The sequence below is a fragment of the Xenorhabdus sp. KJ12.1 genome, assembly GCF_963876495.1.
Lineage (GTDB): Bacteria > Pseudomonadota > Gammaproteobacteria > Enterobacterales > Enterobacteriaceae > Xenorhabdus > Xenorhabdus stockiae.
In genome coordinates this window covers 84094-108777 of sequence record NZ_CAWNQH010000059.1, presented here as the reverse complement: position 1 = coordinate 108777, position 24684 = coordinate 84094, and the positions used below count along the sequence as shown (strand labels likewise).

The window sequence follows — 24684 nt, the reverse complement described above, 5'->3', positions numbered from 1 at the left end:
GTCACGTTAATCACGAATGTCCGGAGTAACATGAAATCCAAGGCATTATCTCTCTGGGATAGATTGATGTTAAGGCGGCGGTTTTTGATAGAAACCGTCATCGATCAGCTCAAGAATATTTCTCAGATAGAGCATTCAAGGCATCGCAGTCAACTCGGTTTTTTATTGGAAGTTACTGCCGGCCTTATTGCTTATACATTCCAACCTAAAAAACCGAGCTTGAATCTACGGGATAATGAGATCGCTATTTTTAAGCGAAGCTGAGGTTAATTAAGAATTCATGCGTTGAGAACAATACCGATAACAAGCGGGCAAATAGCCCGCTTATACCAAAATGGGTTAATTGTCAGTAGATTCTGGCAATTTTGGTTTAGGGTTTCCTGAAGGAGCGCGGCGCTTTCCGATGTTTTTGCTGTCACGATGACGCACTTTCACCCGGTTTTTCTTCGCTTCTTCTGTTTTTTTCTTTTCTTTACGCTTAGCCAGCACTTTCTTGGATGGCTTATAGCTTTTATTCTCACTTGGTGCTTTGGTTTGTGGACGAAGTTCGTCAACAACTCGCACTTTCAGTGGTTCCTGAAGATAGCGACTGATTTTTCCAAGTAATGGATGGTCATGGGACTCAATCAGCGCAATTGCAGTTCCTTTGCGGCCAGCACGGGCAGTTCGGCCAATCCGGTGCAGATAAACATCTGCTGTGCGTGGTAAATCAAAGTTAAAAACGTGGCTGATATTTTCGATATCCAGCCCACGGGAAGCAACATCGGTTGCAACCAGTACCTTAACTCGGCCATCATTCAGGCGCTTCACAGCGTCTGTTCGTTTAGCCTGTACCATTTCACCTTCAAGGAAACTGGACTGAATACCGGCCTGATGCAGCCATTCAACCAATTCGCGGACACGCTCCCGTTTACGTACAAAAACAATCGATTTTGTAACGTCTTCTTGTTTCAGCAAGTGGCATAACAAGGCTGTTTTATGTGCCAGATTATCAGCACGATAATAAAATTGCTGAATTTTCTTACGCTCACGACGGGAAGGCTCTGCATCGATCTCAACAGGATCTGTCAGCAGGCGCACCGCAAAATCACGGATACTTTCGCCTTCAAGCGTTGCGGAAAATAGCATGGTTTGTTTACGCCAGCGGGTCTCTCCGGCAATCGTCTCAACGTCATTGGCAAAACCCATATCCAACATGCGATCGGCTTCATCAAGGATGAGGGTTTCTACTGCACGGCAGTCAAAGTTTTCTTCTTTGATATATTGCAGCAGACGCCCTGTAGTTGCGACGACAATGTCCTGATTCTCACTGAACACTTCTGCATGATTCATATAGGCTACACCACCAGTAATTGTGGCAATATCCAGATTAGTATGTGCAGCCATCTCTCTGGCCTGCTCTGCAACCTGCATCGCCAGTTCACGGGTTGGTGTCAAAATCAAAATACGTGGTGGCCCTGATTTCTTACGTGGGAAATCCAGCAAATGCTGTATAGCCGGTAGCAGGTAGGCAGCTGTTTTGCCTGTCCCCGTTGGTGCGGAACCTAATACATCCCGCCCGTCCATGGCCGCAGGAATGGCTGCCGCCTGAATTGCGGTCGGGCGTTCATAGCCTTTATCATTTAACGCATCAAGCAGGCATTCATCAAGTTCGAAGTCGGAAAAGTTTGTCGCAGTCATCATATACCTCTGTTTGGGCCGATGATTATAAACAGGTTAGGCTCATTCTTCACCCTATAACATGCACCAGTGTTAAAAGTATCAGGCGTGCGTGTGGCTTTTATCCTCGAGTCATAAGATTTATGCTATGAAGAACTTTGGTTTTCAACAGATATAATTCATGACGTTAATACACAAACCTGCTTTGCGTCGCGGTGGTTTCACATTCAAACAATTTTTTGTCGGGCATGATAAATGTGCCATGAAAGTCGGAACTGATGGCGTGCTATTGGGGACATGGGCACCGGTAGATAATAGAAAAAATTGTCTGGATATCGGCTGTGGCAGTGGACTGATTGCACTGATGATAGCCCAGAGATCCGGAAACGATACAGCTATTGATGCCGTGGAGCTGGACGAAGATGCAGCAATGCAGGCTATTGAAAATATCGCTCAATCCCCGTGGCCTGACCGCATCAGGGTATACCGGCAGGATATTCATGATTTCGCTGTGAGAAGCGAAATCCGGTATGACTTGATTGTGAGCAACCCTCCTTACTTCGAACCTGCCATTGCCTGTCGTAATGAGGCGCGCAATCAGGCTCGTTATACCGAAGCACTGACTCATCAAGGGTTATTGGACTGTGTTGAACAATTGATTACCCCCAACGGGTTATTTTGTGTGGTGCTTCCTTATGGGATTGGAGAGCTCTTCGAAAAAATGGCGATAGAATGTGGTTGGTTTCCCCATTATCGGCTCAATATTCGTGATAGGCTGGATAAGCCGTTACATCGTTTATTGTTGGGATTATCCCGGCAGAGGCAGGAAATACAGGTTAGTGAGCTGATGATCCGTGCTGCTGATGGCACATATTCAAACGAGTTTCAGCAGTTAGTGAAAGATTTTTATCTTTATTATTGATAGGGTTATCGTTCATAAAAACCTTAAATTTTTTTACGGAAGATTGGGATAAATCTTTCTGTTTTTCAGAATCTAAAATCGAGTGAGCCACTGAATAGAGGCTATGATTTGTACTATAAATAAAAAGTGCAATGCAGAATAATCGGTGGTTGTAACACAAAATTACAATCAAAGTTGAACTTCACATGTAATGAACACTCAAAAGTGGTGCTTGTTCGAGTAGCAAAGTGTCATGGCTGGTGTAATGTAAGTGTAAATGTGGAGTTTTACCTCAGGAGAGTGAGCCTCGGATGAGCGAGCAGTTAACGGATCAAATGCTGGTCGAGCGAGTACAAAAAGGCGACCAAAAAGCGTTTAATTTGCTGGTAATCAGATATCAGCACAAAGTGGCAAGCTTAATTGCCCGTTACGTACCTCAAGGCGATGTTCCTGATGTTGCACAAGAGGTATTTATTAAAACTTATCGGGCACTGTCTTCTTTTCGGGGTGATAGTGCTTTTTATACGTGGTTGTACCGTATTGCCGTTAATACTGCGAAAAATTATTTGGTAGCTCAGGGGCGTCGTCCACCATCCAATGATCTGGATGCTAATGATGCAGAAAATTACGATACGTCAAGTTCATTAAAAGAAATTTCGAACCCTGAGAACTTAATGTTGTCAGAAGAATTAAAGAAAGTGGTATTTCGTACCATTGAATCACTGCCAGAAGATTTGCGGATAGCAATTACGCTTCGGGAACTTGATGGCCTGAGCTATGAGGAAATAGCCGTCATTATGGATTGTCCTGTGGGTACTGTTCGCTCGCGAATTTTTCGTGCAAGGGAAGCCATCGACAATAAAGTTCAACCCCTGATCCAGCAGTAAGCAGTAGTGGAAGCACCAGCAGCAGTGGAAACAGTAGTAGTGGAACAAAATAATATTGAAGGGTACTGGCATGCAAAGAGAGAAACTTTCCGCGTTAATGGATGGAGAAGCTCTTGATAGTGAAATCGTTCGTTTAATCTCTGAAGATGCTGAAATGCAGAAACAGTGGGAAAGATATCACCTCATCCGGGATACATTACGTGGTGATGTGGGTGAAGTGTTACATTTGGATATCGCTAGTCAAGTGGCACAGGCGCTTGAAAAAGAACCTGTCCATATTAATCCAGCAGCTATTCCGGAATCTCAGCCAAAACCTGATACGTGGCAGGAATTGCCGTTCTGGCATAAACTCCGCCCGTTAGTGACTCGGCCCTGGGCTAGTCAGATAACTCAGATTGGTGTTGCGGCTTGTGTGTCAATGGCAGTTATCATCGGTGTTCAGCAATATAATGGGTCTGACACTGATGCTCAGCTTGATAACCCGGTCTTCAATACATTACCGGTGATGGGTTCTGCTTCACCTGTTGGGTTATCGGTTCCCGCTGAACATGATGCTTTTGGTGGCGACTTGAGTACGCAGGTGAGGGAAAGTAATAAGCGTATTGATGCAATGTTGCAACAGTATGAACTTTTCCGGCGTATTAATGCAGAAAATGAACAAGGGTTGCCGGAGGTTAACGCAATACATTCGGGAGAACAAAGACCTGTAATCTCAAATAAGTAATAAAAATGAAATATACTGTTTTTTTCATTTTATTATTCGGGAGCTTCCTGAATTTATCAAAAGCCTCGGTTCAGCAAAAAAATAGTACCGAGGCTTTGTTACAGGTTATGGGGCACTCCGTACAGACCTTGCCTTATGAACTTGCTTTTATTAACCTGAGCCAGCAATTTATTATTCCTCTGCGTTATCGCCACGTTATTATTGATAATCAGCCCATCGCACAACTTATTCAAATGGATAACACGCGCCGTGAGATTATTCAGCGTGGTGATCAGATAAGCTATTACGAATCAGGCTTGGATTCATTTAGTCTGCGTGGTGATCATATTGTGGATTACCTGCCTCCGATCATCTTTGCCGATTTTTCTCAGATACAGAAATTCTACAATTTCATTGATGCAGGCTCTACCCATGTTGGCGATCGTCCTGTCTATTTCGTGCGTATAACATCCAAAGATAACGATCGTTATAATTATAATTTATTGATAGACAAAAAAAGTTATCTGCCTTTGCTGATTGAGTTATTTGATCAGGAAAAAATGGTGGTTGTTGAACAGTTCCGTGTTATATCCTCAAGGGTGAATGACGATATCAAGCAGGAATTGAACGCCATTGTGGATTTGAAATTACCACCGATGTTAGTTATTCCAAAAGCTGAAAAAGTAGCATTTAACTGGAAAGTTAGTAAGTTGCCTGAAGGCTTTCGGGAAATTTCCCGTAATCGGAGTCGGTTATCAAAGACAGAATTATTGGAATCCATTATGTACAGTGATGGGGTATTTAGTTTTTCTGTAAATGTGGTAAATACTGACGCAAAAGCTGCTGATGAGCCACTGTATCGACAGGGGCGACGAACAGTTTATACTGTGTCGAATGGCAGGCACAGCATTTCTGTTATTGGCGAATTACCCTTCGCCACAATTAAACAGATTGCCGGAAGTGTCACATTTACGGGGGGTAACTGATGGTTAAAGAATGGGCAACGGTTGTCCGTTGGCAGCAAGGCCGGGCAATATTGCGTTATGGCTCCTCTTCGGGTTGTGGCAGTTGTCAGGCAAAAACAGCCTGTGGGTCGTATTTGCTGGAAAAACTGGGGCCGGAAAATATCCACCAACTGGAGTTGGAGATTACTCAACCACTTCAACCGGGGCAAAAAGTCGAAGTTGGTATTCCGGAAAGTAGTTTATTACGTTCCGCTATGCTAGTTTATTTAACCCCATTATTAGGTCTGTTTTTAGGCGGGTTGCTTAGTCAATACTGGACTGCTGAGCAGTTATGGGTATGTATAGGTGGTATTGCTGGTGGTCTGGCCGGTTTTGCTTTTGCCCGTAAAATTGCTACATATTGGGATAATCAGCAGGCATACCAACCCGTGGTGTTACAAATTGGTTTACCTCCCGATACGATTAAGGTTCTACATCAGGAATAATCTGTTTTACCATAATCGCTTTCACGATTTATTACGAATATTTTCACTTTCTGGTCATACTGTATGGGTTGTACCCAATAGATTTCAAGTTGCATCGTTGCAGCAGGAGAATGAATCCCCAAGAGCATAGACAACTATGTGACCGGGGTGAATGAGCGTAGCCAACAAAGAGGCGGCTTGAAAGATGAAGGGTATAGGTTGAAAACCGTAGGCATGACTAGGTTTTCACTGTGTTGACATGTAGAATACGGCTTTTCAGGCCAGTGGCCAAACCCGTATCTAATAAACGTCGCTTTATGTCCATCAGTGTGTCCATAGGCGAATGATTCAGAAATATTAAGGCAAAAAAGATTTAATAATGAAGCAAATAAGAAATTTCTCCATTATCGCCCACATTGACCATGGTAAGTCCACGCTATCTGACCGGATTATTCAAATCTGTGGTGGGTTGTCAGACCGTGAAATGGCAGCGCAAGTACTGGATTCAATGGATCTTGAACGTGAGCGTGGTATCACTATTAAAGCGCAGAGTGTGACTCTTGATTATAAGGCACATGACGGAAACGTTTATCAATTAAACTTTATCGACACGCCGGGGCATGTTGACTTCTCCTATGAAGTCTCCCGCTCTTTGGCTGCCTGTGAAGGTGCTCTGTTGGTTGTGGATGCAGGGCAGGGCGTTGAAGCTCAGACGTTGGCTAACTGTTATACCGCGATTGAAATGGATCTGGAAGTTGTTCCGGTTCTGAACAAAATTGACCTGCCAGCTGCAGAACCAGAGCGCGTAGCAGAAGAAATTGAAGATATCGTCGGTATTGATGCAACAGATGCTGTTCGTTGTTCCGCAAAAACCGGTGTGGGTGTACAGGATGTTATTGAGCGTCTGGTTAAGGAAATTCCAGCACCGGAAGGTGATCCTGAAGCACCATTACAGGCATTGATTATCGACTCATGGTTCGATAATTATCTGGGTGTTGTCTCACTTGTACGTGTTAAGAATGGTACGCTGCGTAAAGGCGACAAAATCAAAGTAATGAGCACAGGTCAGGTATATAACGCTGATCGTTTAGGTATTTTCACACCGAAGCGCATTGACCGTGACGTATTAAATTGCGGCGAAGTGGGCTGGTTGGTCTGTGCTATAAAAGATATCCTTGGTGCACCTGTCGGCGATACGTTAACAACAGCGCGTCATCCGGCAGAAAAAGCATTACCGGGTTTCAAAAAGGTTAAACCTCAGGTTTATGCGGGATTGTTCCCTGTCAGCTCTGACGACTATGAAGCATTCCGTGATGCTTTGGGCAAACTGAGCCTGAACGATGCCTCTTTGTTCTATGAGCCAGAAAGCTCTACTGCTTTAGGCTTTGGCTTCCGTTGTGGTTTCCTCGGCTTGCTGCACATGGAGATCATTCAGGAGCGTCTGGAACGTGAATATAATCTGGATTTGATCACCACTGCGCCAACGGTTGTTTATGAAGTTGAGACAACTAGTGATGAAGTCATCTATGTGGATAGCCCATCCAAATTACCGCCATTAAACAATATTAAAGAACTGCGTGAACCTATTGCAGAATGTCACATGCTGTTGCCACAGGAATATCTTGGTAATGTCATTACACTCTGTATAGAAAAGCGTGGTGTTCAGACCAATATGGTTTATCACGGTAATCAGGTTGCGCTGACATACGAAATCCCAATGGCTGAAGTGGTGCTGGATTTCTTTGATCGCCTGAAATCTACCTCACGTGGTTATGCGTCGCTGGACTATAATTTTGTTCGTTTCCAACATTCTGACATGGTACGTGTGGATGTGTTGATTAACGGTGAGCGTGTCGATGCTCTGGCGTTGATCACTCACCGTGATAACTCGCAATACCGTGGTCGAGAGCTGGTGGAAAAAATGAAGGAATTAATCCCTCGCCAGCAATTTGATATTGCCATTCAGGCAGCCATCGGCACTCACATTATCGCTCGTTCTACGGTTAAACAGTTACGTAAAAACGTACTGGCGAAATGTTATGGCGGTGATGTCAGCCGTAAGAAAAAGCTGTTGCAGAAACAGAAAGAAGGTAAAAAACGCATGAAGCAGGTTGGTAACGTTGAACTGCCTCAGGAAGCCTTCTTAGCAATTCTGCATGTCGGAAAAGATTAATTAACAAGGTCGTAAGGAGTCTAAATGGCTAACACTTTTGCCTTGATCTTAACGTTTGCAACGTTAATCACCGGGATTATCTGGTGTGTAGATCGCTTTAAACTCGCCCCTGAGCGTAAGAGAAAACTGGCTCAGGCTCAGAAACAGGCAGCGGGCAACGAATCTCAGGAAGCTGCAATTAAAGAAATAAACAAGCCTACATGGGCTGAGACATTTGCATCTGTTTTTCCGGTGTTAGCCATTGTTTGGATCCTGCGTTCATTTGTGTATGAACCTTTCCAGATCCCTTCCGGTTCAATGATGCCTACCCTGTTGATCGGTGATTTCATTCTGGTAGAAAAATTTGCCTATGGTTTGAAAGATCCGATCACACAAACCACCCTGATTAAAACCGGTGAGCCTAAACGCGGTGATATTGCTGTTTTCAAATATCCCGTAAACCCAAGTATAGATTTTGTAAAACGGGTGATTGGTTTACCCGGGGATAAGATTGTTTACAACTATTGGGATAAAGAGCTTCAGATTTATCCTGGCTGTGGTTACGCTCAGCAATGTAAAGACATTCTCCCGATTACTTATGGGGATGTGTATCTTAGTGACTGGACTATCTCAGAGAAGATAAAGAAAGACGGTACGATTGCTAATGAAGTGCATCAAATTCCTGTTGGGCAAACATTAGGCCCTCGCACATTGCGTCAAGGGGAGCGGGTTGAAACGTTGGGTGATGTTTCGCACCATATTTTAACCCTTCCGCCACAACGTGAACCTGAGTTTGTTCAGGAAGGCCAACCGGTAGGCACTTGGGTTGTACCTAAAGGAGAGTATTTCATGATGGGCGATAATCGTGATAATAGCTCTGATAGCCGTTTCTGGGGATTTGTTCCGGAGAAGAATCTGGTCGGACGTGCAACCGCTATCTGGATCAGCTTCAATAAACAAGAAGGTGAGTGGCCTGACTGGCCATGGGTACGTTTCAGCCGAATAGGTGGAATTCACTAATATTTATATATTAGCGAAGCATTAATTTATCTCTCAGTGTAGAATATTCTCTCAAACGAGATGACTGGCTTCCTGAAATGATTAGCTTTTTAGGAAGCCAGTGCAAACGCAACAGTTTTGTAAGGCATATCATTAAGGCAGAAGTCAGGTAGCCTCACAGGTCTGTTGCGTGTGCTTTTATTTGACGGATTCTAACTGAATTGGTAGCACATGAACTCCATAATAATGAACAGGTTACAGCGTAAGCTGGGATATACCTTTAAGCAGAATGATTTATTGCTTCAGGCGTTAACTCACCGTAGTGCCAGCAGTAAACATAATGAACGTTTGGAATTTCTTGGCGACTCAATCCTGAGTTTTGTCATTGCTAACGCGCTTTATCACCGTTTTCCCCGGGTTGACGAAGGCGATATGAGCCGGATGCGCGCCACATTGGTGCGAGGTAATACACTGGCGGAACTTGCCAGAGAATTTGAACTGGGTGAATGTCTGCGTTTAGGGCCGGGCGAGTTAAAAAGTGGTGGTCATCGCCGTGAATCTATTTTAGCGGATAGCATTGAAGCCTTGATTGGCGGTATTTTTTTGGATAGCGATATTCAGACTGTTGAACAAATTGTACTGAATTGGTACGAAAGTCGTCTGAATGAAATAAGTCCGGGTGATAAACAGAAAGATCCCAAAACGCGTTTACAGGAATATTTGCAAGGGCGCCATCTGCCGTTGCCATCATATCTGGTTGTTCAGGTTCGTGGGGAAGCACACGATCAGGAATTTACAATTCACTGTCAGGTCAGTGGATTTGAGCAGCCTGTCAGAGGAATAGGTTCCAGCCGTCGCAAGGCAGAACAGGCGGCTGCGGAACAAGCATTAAAACAACTGGAGCTTGAATGAGCAAAGAAAAAAACTATTGCGGATTCGTTGCAATAGTCGGACGACCCAACGTCGGTAAATCGACTTTATTGAATCAGTTACTGGGTCAAAAAGTCTCCATTACTTCCCGTAAACCTCAGACGACACGCCATCGTATTATGGGGATCCATACGGAAGGGGTTTATCAGACTATTTATGTTGATACCCCGGGTCTTCATATCGAAGAAAAGCGAGCAATTAACCGCCTGATGAACCGTGCTGCAAGCAGTTCAATCGGTGATGTGGAACTGGTCATTTTTGTTGTGGAAGGTACTCACTGGACACCGGATGACGAAATGGTTGTGAATAAACTGCGTGACCTGCGTTGCCCGGTTATGCTGGTTATCAACAAAGTGGACAACGTTACGGATAAAACCATTTTACTGCCGCATATCGGTTTTCTCAGCCAGCAGATGAATTTCATTGATGTTGTGCCGATCAGCGCAGAAAAAGGCACAAATGTTGATACCATCGCTAAAATTGTGCGTGAGCGCATGCCGGAAGCGGAACATCATTTCCCCGAAGATTACATTACTGATCGTTCACAGCGTTTCATGGCATCTGAAATTATCCGTGAAAAACTGATGCGTTTTCTGGGTGAAGAATTACCTTATTCCGTTACAGTTGAAATTGAACAATTTGTCACTAATGAGCGTGGAGGTTATACGATCCACGGCCTGATTCTGGTAGAGCGTGATGGCCAGAAAAAAATGGTCATTGGTAACAAAGGCAGCAAAATCAAAACAATCGGAACAGAAGCCCGTCAGGATATGGAAAAGCTGTTTGATGTTAAAGTTCATTTAGAACTTTGGGTCAAAGTGAAAGCCGGCTGGGCGGATGATGAGCGTGCTCTGCGTAGCCTTGGCTATATTGACGATTTATAAGGTTAATCGTGGACGGCTGGCAGAGAGCCTTTGTGCTTCATGGGCGCCCTTACAGTGAAACCAGTTTATTACTGGATTTTTTTACTGAACATGAAGGGCGAGTGCGTGTTTTAGCAAAGGGAGCACGTAGCCGCCGTTCCAATCTGAAAGGCTGTCTTCAGCCTTTTACCCCGCTACTGGTTCGCTGGAGTGGGCGGGGTGAAATCAAAACATTACGGGATGCTGAACCCGTCTCGTTAGCTCTTCCTTTAACCGGTAGCGTGTTATACAGCGGCCTGTATGTTAATGAACTCTTATCCAGAGTCCTTGAACAGGGAACCGCCTATCCTGCCCTTTTCTTTGATTATCTCCAGTGCTTGCAAGTGTTGGCTGCAAGTGAATACACGCCTGAATACGCCCTGCGCCGTTTTGAATTATCGGTGCTAAATAACATGGGGTATGGCGTGGATTACCTCCATTGTGCCGGCAGTGGTGAGCCTGTCACAGACACAATGACATACCGCTATCGAGAAGAAAAAGGATTTATTGCCAGTCTGGTTGTTGATCACTACAGCTTTACTGGCAATGAACTAAAGGCACTGGCTGCGCGTGAATTTCCTGATCCGGCCACATTGAAAGCGGCCAAGCGATTTACTCGCATTGCCTTACAGCCTTATCTCGGGGGAAAACCGTTAAAGAGCCGTGAATTATTTCATCAATTTGTGCGCAGAAATACAGGTAACACGAACCAAAAAAATTAAGATGGGATCGCTCTCAATAATGGAGAGTGAGTACGTTGTTTTATCTAATATATAATTGCAGGAGCTAAAAATGGCTGAGGTATTGTTAGGCATCAACATTGACCATATTGCAACAGTACGTAATGCCCGTGGAACGCAATATCCTGATCCTGTACAGGCTGCATTTGTTGCTGAACAGGCTGGTGCTGATGGGATAACAGTTCACTTGCGTGAAGATCGTCGCCACATTACAGACAGAGATGTTCAGTTATTAGCAAAAACCATCCAGACACGTATGAATCTGGAAATGGCTGTGACTGATGAGATGGTAGAAATAGCCTGCCAAATCAAACCTGCTTTTTGTTGTTTAGTCCCTGAAAAACGTGAGGAAGTCACAACAGAAGGGGGATTGGATGTCTTCGGGCAGAAAGCACATGTTGGTGCGGCAGTTAAGCGTTTATCAGATGCCGGTATTCTTGTTTCCCTGTTTATTGATGCAGACCATCAACAGATTGATGCTGCGGCTGAAGTGGGAGCACCTTATATTGAAATCCATACTGGTGCGTATGCTGATGCAGAAAATGATGCGCAACAGGAAAAAGAGTTTCAGCGTATTAAAGAAGCTGTAACTTATGCCACCGCTAAAGGTATAAAAGTCAATGCAGGCCACGGGCTGACTTATCATAATGTACAGCGCATTGCAGCATTGCCGGAAATTTATGAATTGAATATCGGCCATGCCATTATAGGGCGTGCATTATTCAGTGGTTTGTCTGCTGCGGTTTCTGATATGAAAACATTGTTGCGTGAAGCCCGCCGTTAATGGCCATTATCGGACTGGGTACAGATATCGTTGAAATTCTCCGTATAGAGGAGATTGTCGGGCGTTCTAGCGAACGCCTGGCAAAACGTAAAAACTTCATGGCGAAGCAAGAATATTAGCGAGCCAACTGTATGTGAAATCTATGCATGTCACACTGGCAGATGAACGGCGATATGCCTGTGCAACGGTGATATTGGAGAGTTAGAAAAATATTATGGCCTCGTTCTATTTGGACGAGGTATCAGCAGAAAAGTTATTTTGAATTCCATGAACAAGCTGAATTTATATTTTGTCAGCATGATGTAAGAGTACAAATTTATCCCATAGCTGCTCTTCTGTCTCTTTATACTCGGGGTCGATAATAATAGTGTTGGTTATCGGACATACAGACTGGCAGGTAGGTTTCTCATAATGCCCTATGCACTCAGTACAGCGCTCTGGATCAATTTCATAGATTTCAGCCCCCATTGTAATGGCCTGATTAGGGCATTCAGGTTCACACATATCACAATTGATGCAGCGTTTGGTAATTAGTAGTGCCATTTCAATATATTACGCAAATTATTATTGTAAACTAAAGTGAGACAGAAAATAAAGTTTGCTATCACAGTGAAGATGTGGATATAATATCGCCACTGGTTTGGAAGTACAAACCTATTTATGATAAGCAAGTTTCAAGCAGTTCAGCAGTGAGCGTTATCTTTGATATCCCTTCATAGCGAATTCCTTCTAATTTAGTTCCCATAAGTACGTATAAATCAAATCAAAAATATCATCTTGCCTCATGGCAATTAATAAAACAATTCAAAGGAATTCGTATGTCTAATACAATGACTGGCACAGTAAAATGGTTTAACAACGATAAAGGCTTCGGTTTTATCTCTCCAAAAGATGGCAGCAAAGATGTGTTCGTTCACTATTCTGCAATCCAAAGTAATAGCTTCAAAAGCTTAGATGAAGGGCAAGAAGTTTCCTTTACCATTGAAAATGGTATGAAAGGCCCAGCTGCTGCCAATGTAGTGATCCTCTAAGGCACAACATCTATTTTTTGCAAAACAGTTATGCTACCTATTCAGATAGGTATACATCCAGATAATTAAATCCCGCAAATATAGGGTTTATTGAATAACTGTTTTCACTTCAAACCGTGTAGCGTTGATGCGCTTCACGGTTTTTTTGTATCCGTTGATTTATTTAGCAAATTCCTTACATTATCAGGGATTGACGCTATCAATAGTCAGTTCTTATGCCCAGTAAAATATAAATAATGGGCGCTTCATAATCCTCATAGTTTCTAAGAATCCATTCAGAATCTTTACTAAAACTTATTTATCCTTGATTATTTGCGGACTTGATAAGTTCACACATACCACTATAGATATAGTGTTTGGTCATCAGTAGCGCCATTCCGATCTATTATGAAAATTTATGATGGAGTTTTTGTAATGAAACCAAGCTTTTTTTCGGAAATTATCTTACCAGATAATTATCTCGCGCTAGATTTTTTGGCGTTTCATCAGCGGGATGAAAAGTGTGTTTCTGAAATTGTGCAGCTGGATCAGGTTAAAAAAGGCATTATCTGGCACGGAAAACCAGCATTACTGGCTATTTCAATGGAAAAAAACCGTGCTCAGGTACAGCTTGATATTGATGGTGACAGCGTTTCTTATTCCAAAGATGCTTTGTCTGTTTTAGCCACGCACATGCTTGGATTATTGCAGCCTGTTGAAATATTTGAAGAGCAATATCAGGAAAATCCAGTGATTGGAGAACTCATCACACGGCAGGCGGGTTTGCGTATTTATCAATCGGCATCGCCTTTTGAAGCGTTGAGCTGGGCGATTATAGGCCAGCAGATAAGTGTCAGTGCAGCAGTTTCCATTCGGCGACGATTTATTCAATCTGTTGGAATTAAACATACTTCAGGGTTAATGTGTCATCCGACTCATAAAGAAGTCATGCAGTGTACAGAGCAGGATTTGTATCAATGTGGTTTTTCTATGGGTAAAGCGAAGGCGCTGTTGAGTGTCTGTCAACTAATCGATTCTGGTGAATTGGATTTGTCTATTGAAAATGATGAAGCTGAAATTAGCCGGCTTACCAAAAATCTTTTAGCGATTAAGGGAATCGGTATCTGGACGGTCAATTATACCCTGCTAAGGGGATTAAATTATCTGAATGGCTCTTTGCATGGCGATGTCGCTGTGAGGCGTAATCTTCAGTACTTGCTGAAACAAGAAAACAAGGTAGATGCTGAGCAAACAGAGAAATGGCTAGCCGGTTTTTCTCCCTGGAAGGCTCTTGTTGCTGCTCATTTATGGAGACAACAATCCAGCAGTGGATATTAAATTTCAATACCACTCTAATCCGTCATAAGGCTTTATGCGTAGCGCATCAAGGCGGCTTGTCAGCGATCCCACATGGACTTCAAGCTGATGGCCGTCTGGATCCAGCAGGTAGATTGAATCTCCCTCACTCCGGTTCTCTTTCCATTGTGTTACTCCAGCACTGAGCAATTTTTCTCTGAAAGCAGAAAAATGTCGAGCTTCGATATTAAAAGCGATATGCGTATAATCCTGGGCTGGTTTTGCTTCGTCACAGGAAAGACAGAGCCACAGTTCTCCCAGAGTTAAATAAGCCCCATTTTGCCAGCGGGCATGTGGGGTGAATCCAAGCAGATTAATGTAAAAATCGAGACTATGCTCGAGATTAGAGACTGCCAGTGTCAGATGGTTTAGCCCTGTCAGCATAGAGTTTGCCTATTTTTATCTTGAAATAATCTTTTTAAAACAAATAATTAAATAATGTTATGCGATCATGCAATGACATCGCTATGTTAGGAAACGATATTATATCTGGCAAGTTTTCCTTGGTGTCCTCCTTTTGAAATCTAATAAAATGTTCCGAATGCTTTTGTTAAGATACCCTTTTTACCCATTAAGAGGTTTTGGCAATGTTATCTTTTTCACCGTTTGATGATTTAGCTCAGCAAATTTTACCGGTTGCAATAGAAGGGGATGATGGTGCGCATGATGTAGCTCATTTATACCGGGTTTGGAGAAATGCCCAGAAAATCTGTGAAGCTGAATGTGGTAATTTGAGGTTAGTTTTTGCAGCCGTTTTATTACATGATTGCGTTAGCGTTGAGAAAAATGACCCGAACCGGCATTTAGCCTCCCGTATGGCCGCGGAAAAAGCCACGCTGATATTAAAAGATCTTGGCTGGAGCGAAGAAGATATTGCTGCGGTCAGCCATGCAATTGAGACGCATAGTTTCTCTGCCGGATTGACTCCGGAGACACTGGAAGCTCAAATTGTACAGGACGCTGATCGGCTTGATTCCATAGGCATGATGGGAGTTGCCCGTTGTTTTTATACAGCAGGGCGTATGCGTTCAGGTTTATATAATGCTTATGATCCTTTGGCAAAGCAGCGTGAATATGATGATCGCTCTTATGCAGTTGACCATTTTTATACCAAATTATTCAAGATAGAAGCGGGTTTTCAAACGGAAACTGGCAAACAAATGGCTCGGGAAAGAACGAAGCGCATGGAACAGTTTCTGAATGAGTTCTTTGACGAAATTCAGGCTGAATAAATCAGTGTTAATTACATGAATGTATAATTAACAGGTTATAACCAGCAAGAGAACATGTAGTGACAGAAATATATAGTGATGAATACTGGATGCGTCAGGCCATGGATTTGGCAATGCAGGCACAGACAAAAGGGGAAATCCCTGTAGGAGCGCTGCTGGTAGCGGATAATAAAATTATTGCTGAAGGTTATAACCACCCCATAACAGATCATGATCCAACGGCCCATGCAGAAATTATTGCATTACGGCGTGGAGGCACTCAATTACAAAACTATCGCCTGTTGGAGACAACTCTGTATGTCACTCTGGAGCCATGTGTCATGTGCGCTGGAGCGATGATCCACAGCCGTATACAGCGGTTGGTTTACGGTGCAAGTGATATGAAAACGGGAGCAGCCGGGTCTTTGATCGATATTCTGCGTCATCCCGGAATGAACCATCGGATCGAAATTACTGGTGGTGTACTGGAGCAGGAATGCTCCGCTATGTTGAGTGCATTTTTCAAACAACGTAGGGAGCAGCATAAGGAATTAAAACGGCTGAAAAAGCAACAGCTGGAAGAGTGATAAACGTTTACTGTATAACCTGAGCAGATGCCGGGACTTCTGCTGGTGGATGAGAATTACTGGCAGTTGCTGGCTCAGCTTGTGTGTCAGGAATTTCTGTCTTGTTGCGGTTGTTCCTGGCTCTCAGATATCCTTCCAGGCTTTGATAATAACGACGAATATTTCCGACGTAGCGGTAGGCTTCATAGCCCCGAGCATAACCATATGTAGTATTGGCATAGTATTTTTTCTGAGCTAACAGGGGAATTCGCGATTTAACATCCATCCAGAGATTAGGATCTCCTTTTTGCATAGCGGTTAATTTGCGTGCATCAAGAATATGCCCATACCCTATATTATAAGCCGCTAATGCGAACCAAATTCTCTCATCTTCAGGAATGGTATCCGGCAAACGTTCCATCAGGTAATGTAAATATGCCATTCCTCCTTTTACACTTTCTTCCGGATCAAGGCGATCTTTGATTCCTGCCCATTCTGCTGTCGGACGGGTCAGCATCATCATGCCGCGAACTCCGGTGGGTGAGGTTGCCAGTGGATCCCAGTGTGATTCCTGCCATGCGATAGCTGCAACTAACCGCCAGTCCAGAGAGCCAGCGTATTTTTCAAAAATAGGCTGATATGTCGGCAGTAGTTTGTTGATTGCACGAATAAATGAAATAGTATCGAAGTAATCGAATGAACCAATATGGCTGAAGTATTTATCTTCCAGCCGTGAGGTTATACCGTTTTCGGTCAGCATGTTGAAAAAATCCAGCATTGCTGAATAGAGGCTATAGTCATCATTACGTTTTAAATACCAAGTCAGCGGTTTGTCTTCACTGACATCGAAAGCGATCGCCAGATTAGGATGGATCCGCTGTTGCAGGGAAAGGCTGATAGAATCACTGATGGTATAATCAATTTTACCCTCAGAAACCTGCTCAAGTAGTTCCTGAGTATTACTATGTGATGATTCTTCCCAGCTTAATTCTGGGTAAGATTTTTCTTTCAATTGCTTCAGCTCACTGACATGAGCTGAACCTGCGCTCACAACCAGTGAGCCAGCCAGGTCTGCAAATGAGCGCGGGCGTACCGTACCTTTACGATAAACCAACTGTTGAGATACAGAGTAATAGGCCGGGCCAGTTCGCGTCTGGTTAAGTCTTTCTTTATTGTAGATAAGACCTGCGGCTAAAAAATCAGCTTTGTCATTATCTAAGTCGTCAAAAAGCTGGTTAATGTTAGAACGAAACTTAATGCTTAGTTTGACACCCAGATAATCTGCAAACCGTTTGGCTAAATCATAATCAAATCCTACAGGTTCATTTTTATCATTAAGTGAAATCAGAGGGGAACTGATGGTACTAACCCTAAGTTCCCCCCGCGCCAAGATCCTGTTTATTTGCTCCTGCTGTTTATTAGGCCAACTGATGTTGAGGCCAATAATGGTGGCAGACAGGAGTGCGATAATGACGATGACAAAATAATTTATCTTGATATTGCTCAAACAGTTATCTCTCGTCAGTACGGTTAGGCTCAGTATGAAAAGTCAGATAATAGCATGGTTAAATTTCCAGTACTTAGGAATTTTGCGCAACAAAATTGAAGTCTGCAACTTTATTGGAGCTGTTTTAAAAGTCCATTGTATGTGTTGATAGATTAATTAACGCTCACGCAAACGGTTTCGTCGAGGAGAACATTCCTCTATAATGTCGGCGTTTCCCCTAAGGCATCAGTCAGGCTTTGCTTCTAAGATGAGAGAACCTATTACTATGGAAATTCTGCGTGGCTCGCCCGCTTTATCAGCGTTTCGTATTACTAAGCTCCATTCCCAGTGCCAGGCTCAACAGCTTCCCGTGACAGAAATTTATGCGGAATATGTCCATTTCGCGGAAATAAATTCACCTCTTACGGCAGAAGAACAGGAAAAATTAAACAGACTATTAAAATATGGTCCTTCTTTAGCTGAACATGAACCCAAAGGTCAACTATTTTTAGTCACTCCCCGGCCAGGTACGATATCACCGTGGTCTTCAAAAGCGACAGAGATAGTTCATAACTGTGGGCTGAAACAAATTGCCCGTCTGGAAAGAGGGATTGCCTATTATATCCAATGTGGTGAAATGAATGATATGCAGTGGCAGGCACTGTCGGCTTTACTGCACGATCGTATGATGGAACGCGTGTTTACTCAGTTTGAGCAGGCGGAAGTGCTGTTTTCTCACCAACAGCCAGCACCGTTGAAACAGGTTGATATTCTGCAATCAGGACGCGCAGCATTGGAATCTGCCAATATTGAATTGGGGCTGGCATTGGCGGCGGATGAGATTGACTATCTGCTGCGTGCTTTCCAGAAATTAGAGCGTAACCCGACTGATGTTGAACTCTACATGTTCGCACAGGCAAATTCTGAACATTGCCGCCATAAAATTTTCAATGCGGATTGGGTGATTGATGGTCAGGAACAGGAAAAATCTCTGTTTAAGATGATTAAAAATACATTTGAACAGACGCCGGATCATGTTTTTTCTGCTTATAAAGATAACGCTGCTGTTATGGAAGGTTCTCAGGCGGGGCGTTTTTTCCCTAATCCTGAAAATGGTGTGTACGATTATCATCAGGAACCCGCCCATATATTGATGAAAGTTGAAACACATAACCATCCAACTGCCATTTCTCCGTGGCCGGGAGCGGCGACAGGTTCGGGCGGAGAAATCCGTGATGAAGGTGCTACAGGCCGGGGGGCTAAACCTAAAGCCGGGCTGGTTGGTTTTTCTGTTTCTAACCTGAAAATTCCCGGATTTGAACAACCGTGGGAAGAAGAGTTCGGTAAACCTGAGCGCATTGTCAGTGCGCTGGATATCATGCTGGAAGGCCCTTTGGGAGGCGCTGCATTTAATAATGAGTTTGGCCGTCCTGCGTTATTAGGGTATTTCAGAACGTATGAAGAAGAAGTGACATCCCATAACGGTACTGAATTGCGTGGCTATCATAAGCCGATCATGCTGGCCGGAGGAATCGGCAATATTCGTGAAGAGCACATCCAGAAAGGAGAGATTTCTGTTGGTGCCAAATTGATTGTGCTGGGTGGCCCAAGCATGAATATCGGCCTTGGTGGCGGAGCGGCTTCTTCAATGACATCTGGTCAGTCTGATGCAGAACTGGATTTTGCCTCCGTGCAGCGTGATAACGCAGAAATGGAACGCCGTTGTCAGGAAGTGATTGATTGCTGTTGGCAGCTTGGCAATGATAACCCGATTTTGTTCATCCACGATGTTGGTGCTGGTGGGTTGTCAAATGCGATGCCAGAATTAGTCAGTGACGGCGGACGAGGAGGCCGTTTTGAACTGCGTAATATCCTCAATGATGAACCGGGGATGAGCCCATTACAGGTATGGTGCAATGAGTCTCAGGAACGTTATGTATTAGCTGTAGAGCCGGAGCAGCTTGCTCTGTTCGAGGATATTTGCCAGCGGGAACGTGCGCCGTATGCTGTTATTGGTGAAGCGACAGAAGAGCGCCATCTGTTGTTGAATGATAGCCATTTCGATAACCAGCCAATTGATATGCCATTGGATGTGCTTCTTGGTAAGACACCAAAGATGCTGAAAAATGTGAATTCACTGAAAGCAAAAGGAAAAGGGCTTGAGCGTCAGGGTATTGATTTGGCAGAGGCGGTTAAACGTGTTCTGCATTTACCCGCAGTAGCAGAGAAAACTTTCCTGATCACCATTGGTGACCGCTCAATAACCGGTATGGTAGCAAGAGATCAGATGGTCGGCCCTTGGCAAATCCCCGTTGCGGATTGTGCGGTGACGACAGCGAGTCTGGATAGCTATTATGGTGAAGCGATGTCGATGGGGGAGCGTGCTCCAGTTGCTCTGCTGGACTTTGCTGCTTCGGCCCGTATGGCTGTCGGAGAAGCACTGACAAATATCGCCTCAGCTTATGTACAGGATTTGAAGCGAGTGAAGCTGTCTGCTAACTGGATGTCAGCTTCAGGTCACGCAGGGGAAGATGCCGGATTATATGAAGCAGTGAAAGCGGTTGGCGAAGAATTATGCCCGGCATTGGGCCTGACGATCCCTGTCGGCAAAGATTCTATGTCGATGAAAACCCGTTGGACACAAGAGGGTGAAGAGCGTGAGATGACGTCTCCGCTTTCATTAGTCATTACTGCATTTGCGCGGGTAGAAGATGTGCGTTATACCGTTACGCCTGAATTATCAACGGATGATGATAACGCATTGATTCTGATCGATCTGGGATTGGGACAAAATGCATTAGGAGGAACGGCACTGGCTCAGGTTTATCGTCAACTTGGCGATAAGACTGCGGATATTCGCAGTACTGAGCAACTCGCAGGTTTCTTTAAAGCTATTCAGCAACTGATTGCAGAACGTAAATTACTGGCTTATCACGACCGCTCTGACGGTGGCCTGTTGGTAACATTGGCAGAAATGGCATTTGCCGGACATTGCGGCCTGCACGCCAATATCAGTGCTTTTGATGAAGATATTCTGGCTGCTTTATTCAGTGAAGAATTAGGGGCGGTGATTCAGGTTCGTGAAACTGACAGGGAACAGGTTGAAAATCTACTGACTGACTATGGATTAAGTGATTGCGTACATTATTTAGGTAAGGCCAAAGCAGGAGATGATTTTGTCATCTCCAGTAATAATATGGAAGTTTATCGCCAGAACCGGAGCACTCTGCGTTTATGGTGGGCAGAAACAACCTGGCAGATGCAGCGCCTTCGTGATAACCCCGAATGTGCAGATCAGGAACACCAATCAAAACAGGATTTGAATGATCCGGGTCTGAATGTGAAATTATCCTTTGATCCGGCAGAAGACATTGCCGCCTGTTACATATCAAAACAGGTACGCCCACGTGTTGCTGTGTTGCGTGAACAGGGAGTGAATTCGCACGTCGAAATGGCGGCAGCATTCCATCGCGCTGGTTTTGAAGCCGTGGATGTCCATATGAGCGATTTGCTGAGTGGACGAGTGACCTTGGAGCAGTTCCAGACACTGGTTGCCTGTGGTGGCTTCTCATATGGTGATGTTCTGGGTGCTGGTGAAGGCTGGGCTAAATCCATTCTGTTTAATTCACAGGTGCGTGATGATTTTGCCAACTTCTTTTCCCGACCGGATACCCTATCTCTTGGGGTATGTAATGGCTGCCAGATGATCTCGAATCTACATGAATTGATCCCGGGCACAGAATACTGGCCTCGTTTTGTCCGCAATTACTCTGAACGTTATGAAGCACGTTTTAGTCTGGTTGAAGTGACAGAAAGTCCATCGTTGTTTTTACAGGGAATGGCGGGTTCTCGTCTGCCAATTGCAGTGGCTCACGGTGAAGGTCAGGTAGAATTCAGAAGTAGTCAAAGTCTGGCCGAATTGGAAAAACATCAGCAAATTGCCCTGCGATTCGTAGATAACTATGGTCAGCCGACAGAAAATTATCCTGCCAATCCTAATGGATCTGTTGGTGGGATTACCTCTGTCACCAGCCGAGATGGCCGAGTTACCGCAATGATGCCGCATCCTGAAAGGGTATTCCGTACAGTCAGTAACTCCTGGCACCCTGAGGAATGGGGAGAAGATGGCCCGTGGATGCGTATCTTCCGTAATGCCCGCAAGCAGTTAGGTTAATCACTTAATTATCCAATTTTCACTTTTCATTATAAGGCTCTGAATATGTATCAGAGCCTTTATTTTTCATTTCGTTATCACAGATAATGTTTTTTCTACATGTGGTTTTTATCTTTTTGATTTATCGTTTTATTTGCGATTTTTTACTCTGACTGTCGAGGCATATATCTATGACTAAAAAAACGATAAATCCTGAAACGGTATTTAATTCTGTTCAATATGGTTTCAGTCAGGCAGTGATTAAAACAGGAACCCGACATCTGTTTTTGTCTGGTCAGGTAGGAATTAATAAAGATGAGGAAACAATTCCGGGAGGATTGCCTGCCCAAACTAAACTTGCGTTAGAAAATTTGCAATCAGTGATCCGAGAGGCTGGTGGTGAATTAAGCGATATTACAATGTTGCGTATCTATATCAAGCAGGGAGCTGAATCGCATGAGAATCAGTTGATCATATCATCTTTATTACAGCAGTATTTTCCTTCAGAGCCTCCCGCTTCTTCTTGGGTCATTGTAACAGGGTTATCTTTACCTGAATGGCTAATAGAAATTGAAGCTGAAGCCATTTTAGATTAATGCAAAGATTTTCCATAACACACGAAGTGTTGTGGAAATGTTTTTATTTGGTTAACTTGCGTTGTCTTATGAGTTAATTAAATTAATATTTTTAAAATGGTGTCTCTAAAGAGCGACAATGGTTGTTTTTTCTGTCTCAAAATGGAGACACTTAATATTATGATTTAATTAATTAAATTAATTTAAATCATGAAGTGTCATAAATTAGCGACAGAAATATATATCCCGCATCAAAAAAACATATAACAAAGTATAAATATTAAAGTGTTTTTTATTTTTATATAATAAAATCAATTAATTAATAAGTTTTTTAAAAGTTGGCACGCAATGTGCTTAATAAAAGGCAGTTGCTCATTCAATTTTTTATGTCGGCCCACAGAATAGGGTGGAAAAATGCCACATAAGCCCGGAATGACGCCAAAGTAAGGTGCCTACCGTCCAATTTATGATATTCGCTTTCGGGCCTTATCAAGCAACGGGCGACACGTGGAGTGAGGCACCACCTATATTTTTATAGGCTCCTCGCTGGCGGGATAGTAGAAAAAATACTATCCCGCCGTCATTATTGCTGATTCATTTTGCCCATCGTGTTGATATATCCGCCTGCATTATTCTTGTTCTTGCCAGCCCATTTGTTATAACCCATTATTTGAGACTATTTTTTTCTAAAACTATTTTTTCTGAAAAACGGCGATAAAATCCATCATCTGGCTGGCTTTCTACCACCTTATATCGGTTAGCATCAACGTAATTGCAGGTTTTAAGATGATTTCTCTGAAAAAAAGGCGTTTATTTCCCCGATCATTGCGTCAATTAGTTGTAATGGCTTTCTGGCTGGTGTTATTACCGCTATTAGTTCTGGCATATCAGGCATATCAAAGCCTAGACCAACTGAGTACTCAGGCGGCAGAAATTAACCGCACAACCTTATCTGATGCCCGACGCAGTGAAGCTATGATTGGTGTCGCCCTCGAAATGGAACGTAGCTATCGCCAGTATTGTGTTCTGGGGGATGTCCGGCTGGAAAAACTCTATCAACGCCAATATCAGCAGTACACAACGATGCTGAATAATCAGATGGCGATGCTGGCCAATAAAGAGTATAAGGATAAGTTTAATCAGCTCCTGTCCGGGTTGAATAAGATTACTTGTCGCAACAGTGTGCCAGAGGCTGACGCAGCTAAATTACTTGAACAATTCTCAAACGCGAATAATCAGTTAGTACAGGAAACACGCAATATCATCTTTATCCGCGGTGAGCAATTACAAAAAGAAATTGCGGATAAGGGACAGTTTTTTGGCTGGCAAAGTTTAATCTTATTTCTGTTAAGTGCGTTTTTAATTGCCCTGTTTACACGAATGATTATTGGACCGGTCAAAGGCATTGAGCGCATGATTAATCGGTTAGGTGCAGGGCAGGCACTTGAAAACAAAATTGAATCCTTCAAGGGCCCCAGAGAGTTACGCTCACTAGCATTGCGGATTATTTGGCTAAGTGAACGCCTGTCCTGGCTTGAATCTCAGCGCCACGAATTTTTACGCCATATCTCCCACGAACTGAAAACGCCTCTCGCCAGTATGCGTGAAGGGACGGAATTGTTGGCGGATGAAATTGCCGGGCCGTTGACTACAGATCAAAAAGAAGTGGTCACCATTCTGGACAGTAGCAGTAAACATTTACAGCAACTTATCGAACAATTACTCGAATATAATCGTAAAATTGTCGATGCCCCTGCCGAACAACAGGTTGTGTCGTTAAAAGAGATAATTGACAGCGTTGTCTTGTCACATCAATTACCTGCGCGGACAAAAAATATTCATACAGAAATTCAATTGGATACTGATGATTGTTGGGCTGAACCTAAATTATTAATGAGAGTTATTGATAATCTCTACTCCAATGCAGTGCACTATGGCGCTGAATCCGGTAACATTTGGATTTCCGGTCGGCAAGTGGATAAAAATATTCAGATCGATATTGCCAATACGGGAACACCTATCCCTGAGTTAGAGAAAAGCATGATTTTCGAACCATTTTATCAAGGAAAACTTCAACGCAAAGGTGCGGTCAAAGGAAGTGGTCTTGGTTTGAGTATTGCGCAGGATTGTATTAAACGGATGGGGGGAGAACTTCATCTGATAGAATCCGACTTTGCTGATGTATGTTTCCGGATTGAACTGCCGTTAACCGCAGAGAATGATTAAATAATATGCACAACA

23 protein-coding genes and 1 pseudogene are annotated in these 24684 nt (G+C 43.6%); 20 read left to right on the top strand and 4 right to left on the bottom strand.

Annotation, left to right across the window (positions count from 1 at the left end):
- A partial coding sequence (locus AACS92_RS06900; RefSeq protein ID WP_241537968.1) for a transposase occupies nucleotides 1-264 on the top strand: 264 nt, incomplete at its 5' end.
- Between the two features lie 75 nt (nucleotides 265-339).
- Here AACS92_RS06900 and srmB read toward each other — a convergent pair.
- A complete protein-coding gene (gene srmB / locus AACS92_RS06895; RefSeq protein WP_099110647.1) occupies nucleotides 340-1680 on the bottom strand; it encodes an ATP-dependent RNA helicase SrmB in 1341 nt (446 codons plus the stop codon).
- Nucleotides 1681-1840: 160 nt separating this feature from the next.
- Between srmB and trmN the strand changes: the two genes are divergently transcribed.
- From trmN to AACS92_RS06835, 12 genes and pseudogenes are all read left to right on the top strand, one after another.
- Entirely contained in the window at nucleotides 1841-2581 is a 741-nt protein-coding gene (gene trmN, locus AACS92_RS06890) for a tRNA(1)(Val) (adenine(37)-N(6))-methyltransferase TrmN (RefSeq protein WP_099110646.1), read from the top strand.
- 290 nt (nucleotides 2582-2871) lie between these two features.
- The gene (rpoE, locus tag AACS92_RS06885; protein ID WP_099110645.1) at nucleotides 2872-3447 is read left to right on the top strand and encodes an RNA polymerase sigma factor RpoE; all 576 of its coding nucleotides are present in this window, start codon (nucleotides 2872-2874) and stop codon (nucleotides 3445-3447) included.
- 70 nt (nucleotides 3448-3517) lie between these two features.
- Entirely contained in the window at nucleotides 3518-4171 is a 654-nt protein-coding gene (rseA, locus tag AACS92_RS06880; RefSeq protein ID WP_099110644.1) for an anti-sigma-E factor RseA, read from the top strand.
- Between the two features lie 5 nt (nucleotides 4172-4176).
- Nucleotides 4177-5136, top strand: coding sequence for a sigma-E factor regulatory protein RseB (gene rseB / locus AACS92_RS06875; protein WP_099110642.1), 960 nt, complete (start codon nucleotides 4177-4179; stop codon nucleotides 5134-5136).
- Entirely contained in the window at nucleotides 5136-5600 is a 465-nt protein-coding gene (gene rseC, locus AACS92_RS06870; protein ID WP_099110640.1) for a SoxR-reducing system protein RseC, read from the top strand. The genes rseB and rseC overlap by 1 nt, the downstream gene beginning before the upstream one ends.
- A 358-nt stretch (nucleotides 5601-5958) precedes the next feature.
- Nucleotides 5959-7752, top strand: coding sequence for a translation elongation factor 4 (lepA, locus tag AACS92_RS06865; protein ID WP_099110638.1), 1794 nt, complete (start codon nucleotides 5959-5961; stop codon nucleotides 7750-7752).
- 24 nt (nucleotides 7753-7776) lie between these two features.
- Entirely contained in the window at nucleotides 7777-8751 is a 975-nt protein-coding gene (lepB, locus tag AACS92_RS06860) for a signal peptidase I (RefSeq protein ID WP_099110636.1), read from the top strand.
- A gap of 210 nt (nucleotides 8752-8961) precedes the next feature.
- Nucleotides 8962-9642: a ribonuclease III gene (gene rnc / locus AACS92_RS06855; protein WP_099110634.1), complete on the top strand. Its 681-nt coding sequence runs from the start codon at nucleotides 8962-8964 to the stop codon at nucleotides 9640-9642.
- Nucleotides 9639-10544, top strand: a complete 906-nt coding sequence (gene era, locus AACS92_RS06850; protein WP_099110632.1) for a GTPase Era — start codon at nucleotides 9639-9641, stop codon at nucleotides 10542-10544. The genes rnc and era overlap by 4 nt, the downstream gene beginning before the upstream one ends.
- An 8-nt stretch (nucleotides 10545-10552) precedes the next feature.
- Entirely contained in the window at nucleotides 10553-11284 is a 732-nt protein-coding gene (recO, locus tag AACS92_RS06845) for a DNA repair protein RecO (RefSeq protein ID WP_099110630.1), read from the top strand.
- A gap of 70 nt (nucleotides 11285-11354) precedes the next feature.
- Nucleotides 11355-12086 carry a pyridoxine 5'-phosphate synthase gene (pdxJ, locus tag AACS92_RS06840; RefSeq protein ID WP_099110628.1) on the top strand — a complete coding sequence of 244 codons (732 nt, stop codon included), beginning with the start codon at nucleotides 11355-11357 and terminating at the stop codon, nucleotides 12084-12086.
- Nucleotides 12086-12291, top strand: a pseudogene (locus AACS92_RS06835) (hypothetical protein). Before pdxJ ends, AACS92_RS06835 begins: the two are co-directional and overlap by 1 nt.
- A gap of 77 nt (nucleotides 12292-12368) precedes the next feature.
- Here AACS92_RS06835 and AACS92_RS06830 read toward each other — a convergent pair.
- Nucleotides 12369-12629 (bottom strand): YfhL family 4Fe-4S dicluster ferredoxin, encoded by a 261-nt coding sequence (locus AACS92_RS06830; protein WP_099110626.1) that lies wholly within the window; start codon nucleotides 12627-12629, stop codon nucleotides 12369-12371.
- A gap of 275 nt (nucleotides 12630-12904) precedes the next feature.
- Between AACS92_RS06830 and cspE the strand changes: the two genes are divergently transcribed.
- Nucleotides 12905-13117: a transcription antiterminator/RNA stability regulator CspE gene (gene cspE, locus AACS92_RS06825; protein WP_099110625.1), complete on the top strand. Its 213-nt coding sequence runs from the start codon at nucleotides 12905-12907 to the stop codon at nucleotides 13115-13117.
- A 414-nt stretch (nucleotides 13118-13531) separates the two neighbouring features.
- Nucleotides 13532-14434 (top strand): DNA-3-methyladenine glycosylase family protein, encoded by a 903-nt coding sequence (locus tag AACS92_RS06820; protein ID WP_099110623.1) that lies wholly within the window; start codon nucleotides 13532-13534, stop codon nucleotides 14432-14434.
- Between the two features lie 3 nt (nucleotides 14435-14437).
- Here AACS92_RS06820 and fos read toward each other — a convergent pair whose 3' ends face one another.
- Entirely contained in the window at nucleotides 14438-14836 is a 399-nt protein-coding gene (fos, locus tag AACS92_RS06815; RefSeq protein WP_099110621.1) for a fosfomycin resistance glutathione transferase, read from the bottom strand.
- A 203-nt stretch (nucleotides 14837-15039) separates the two neighbouring features.
- Here fos and AACS92_RS06810 point away from each other — a divergent pair, with 203 nt between their 5' ends.
- Complete coding sequence (locus AACS92_RS06810) at nucleotides 15040-15684, top strand: HD domain-containing protein (protein WP_099110620.1); 645 nt, start codon at nucleotides 15040-15042, stop codon at nucleotides 15682-15684.
- A 59-nt stretch (nucleotides 15685-15743) separates the two neighbouring features.
- A complete protein-coding gene (tadA, locus tag AACS92_RS06805) occupies nucleotides 15744-16250 on the top strand; it encodes a tRNA adenosine(34) deaminase TadA (protein ID WP_099110618.1) in 507 nt (168 codons plus the stop codon).
- Between the two features lie 7 nt (nucleotides 16251-16257).
- Here tadA and mltF read toward each other — a convergent pair whose 3' ends face one another.
- A complete protein-coding gene (gene mltF, locus AACS92_RS06800) occupies nucleotides 16258-17736 on the bottom strand; it encodes a membrane-bound lytic murein transglycosylase MltF (protein ID WP_099110617.1) in 1479 nt (492 codons plus the stop codon).
- Nucleotides 17737-18001: 265 nt separating this feature from the next.
- Here mltF and purL point away from each other — a divergent pair, with 265 nt between their 5' ends.
- The 3 genes from purL to AACS92_RS06785 all read left to right on the top strand — a co-directional run bounded on the left by purL (nucleotide 18002) and on the right by AACS92_RS06785 (nucleotide 24669).
- Nucleotides 18002-21889: a phosphoribosylformylglycinamidine synthase gene (gene purL, locus AACS92_RS06795; protein WP_099110655.1), complete on the top strand. Its 3888-nt coding sequence runs from the start codon at nucleotides 18002-18004 to the stop codon at nucleotides 21887-21889.
- Between the two features lie 170 nt (nucleotides 21890-22059).
- Nucleotides 22060-22464, top strand: coding sequence for a RidA family protein (locus AACS92_RS06790; protein WP_099110615.1), 405 nt, complete (start codon nucleotides 22060-22062; stop codon nucleotides 22462-22464).
- A gap of 765 nt (nucleotides 22465-23229) precedes the next feature.
- The gene (locus tag AACS92_RS06785) at nucleotides 23230-24669 is read left to right on the top strand and encodes a sensor histidine kinase (protein ID WP_193756950.1); all 1440 of its coding nucleotides are present in this window, start codon (nucleotides 23230-23232) and stop codon (nucleotides 24667-24669) included.
- Nucleotides 24670-24684 lie beyond the last annotated feature (15 nt).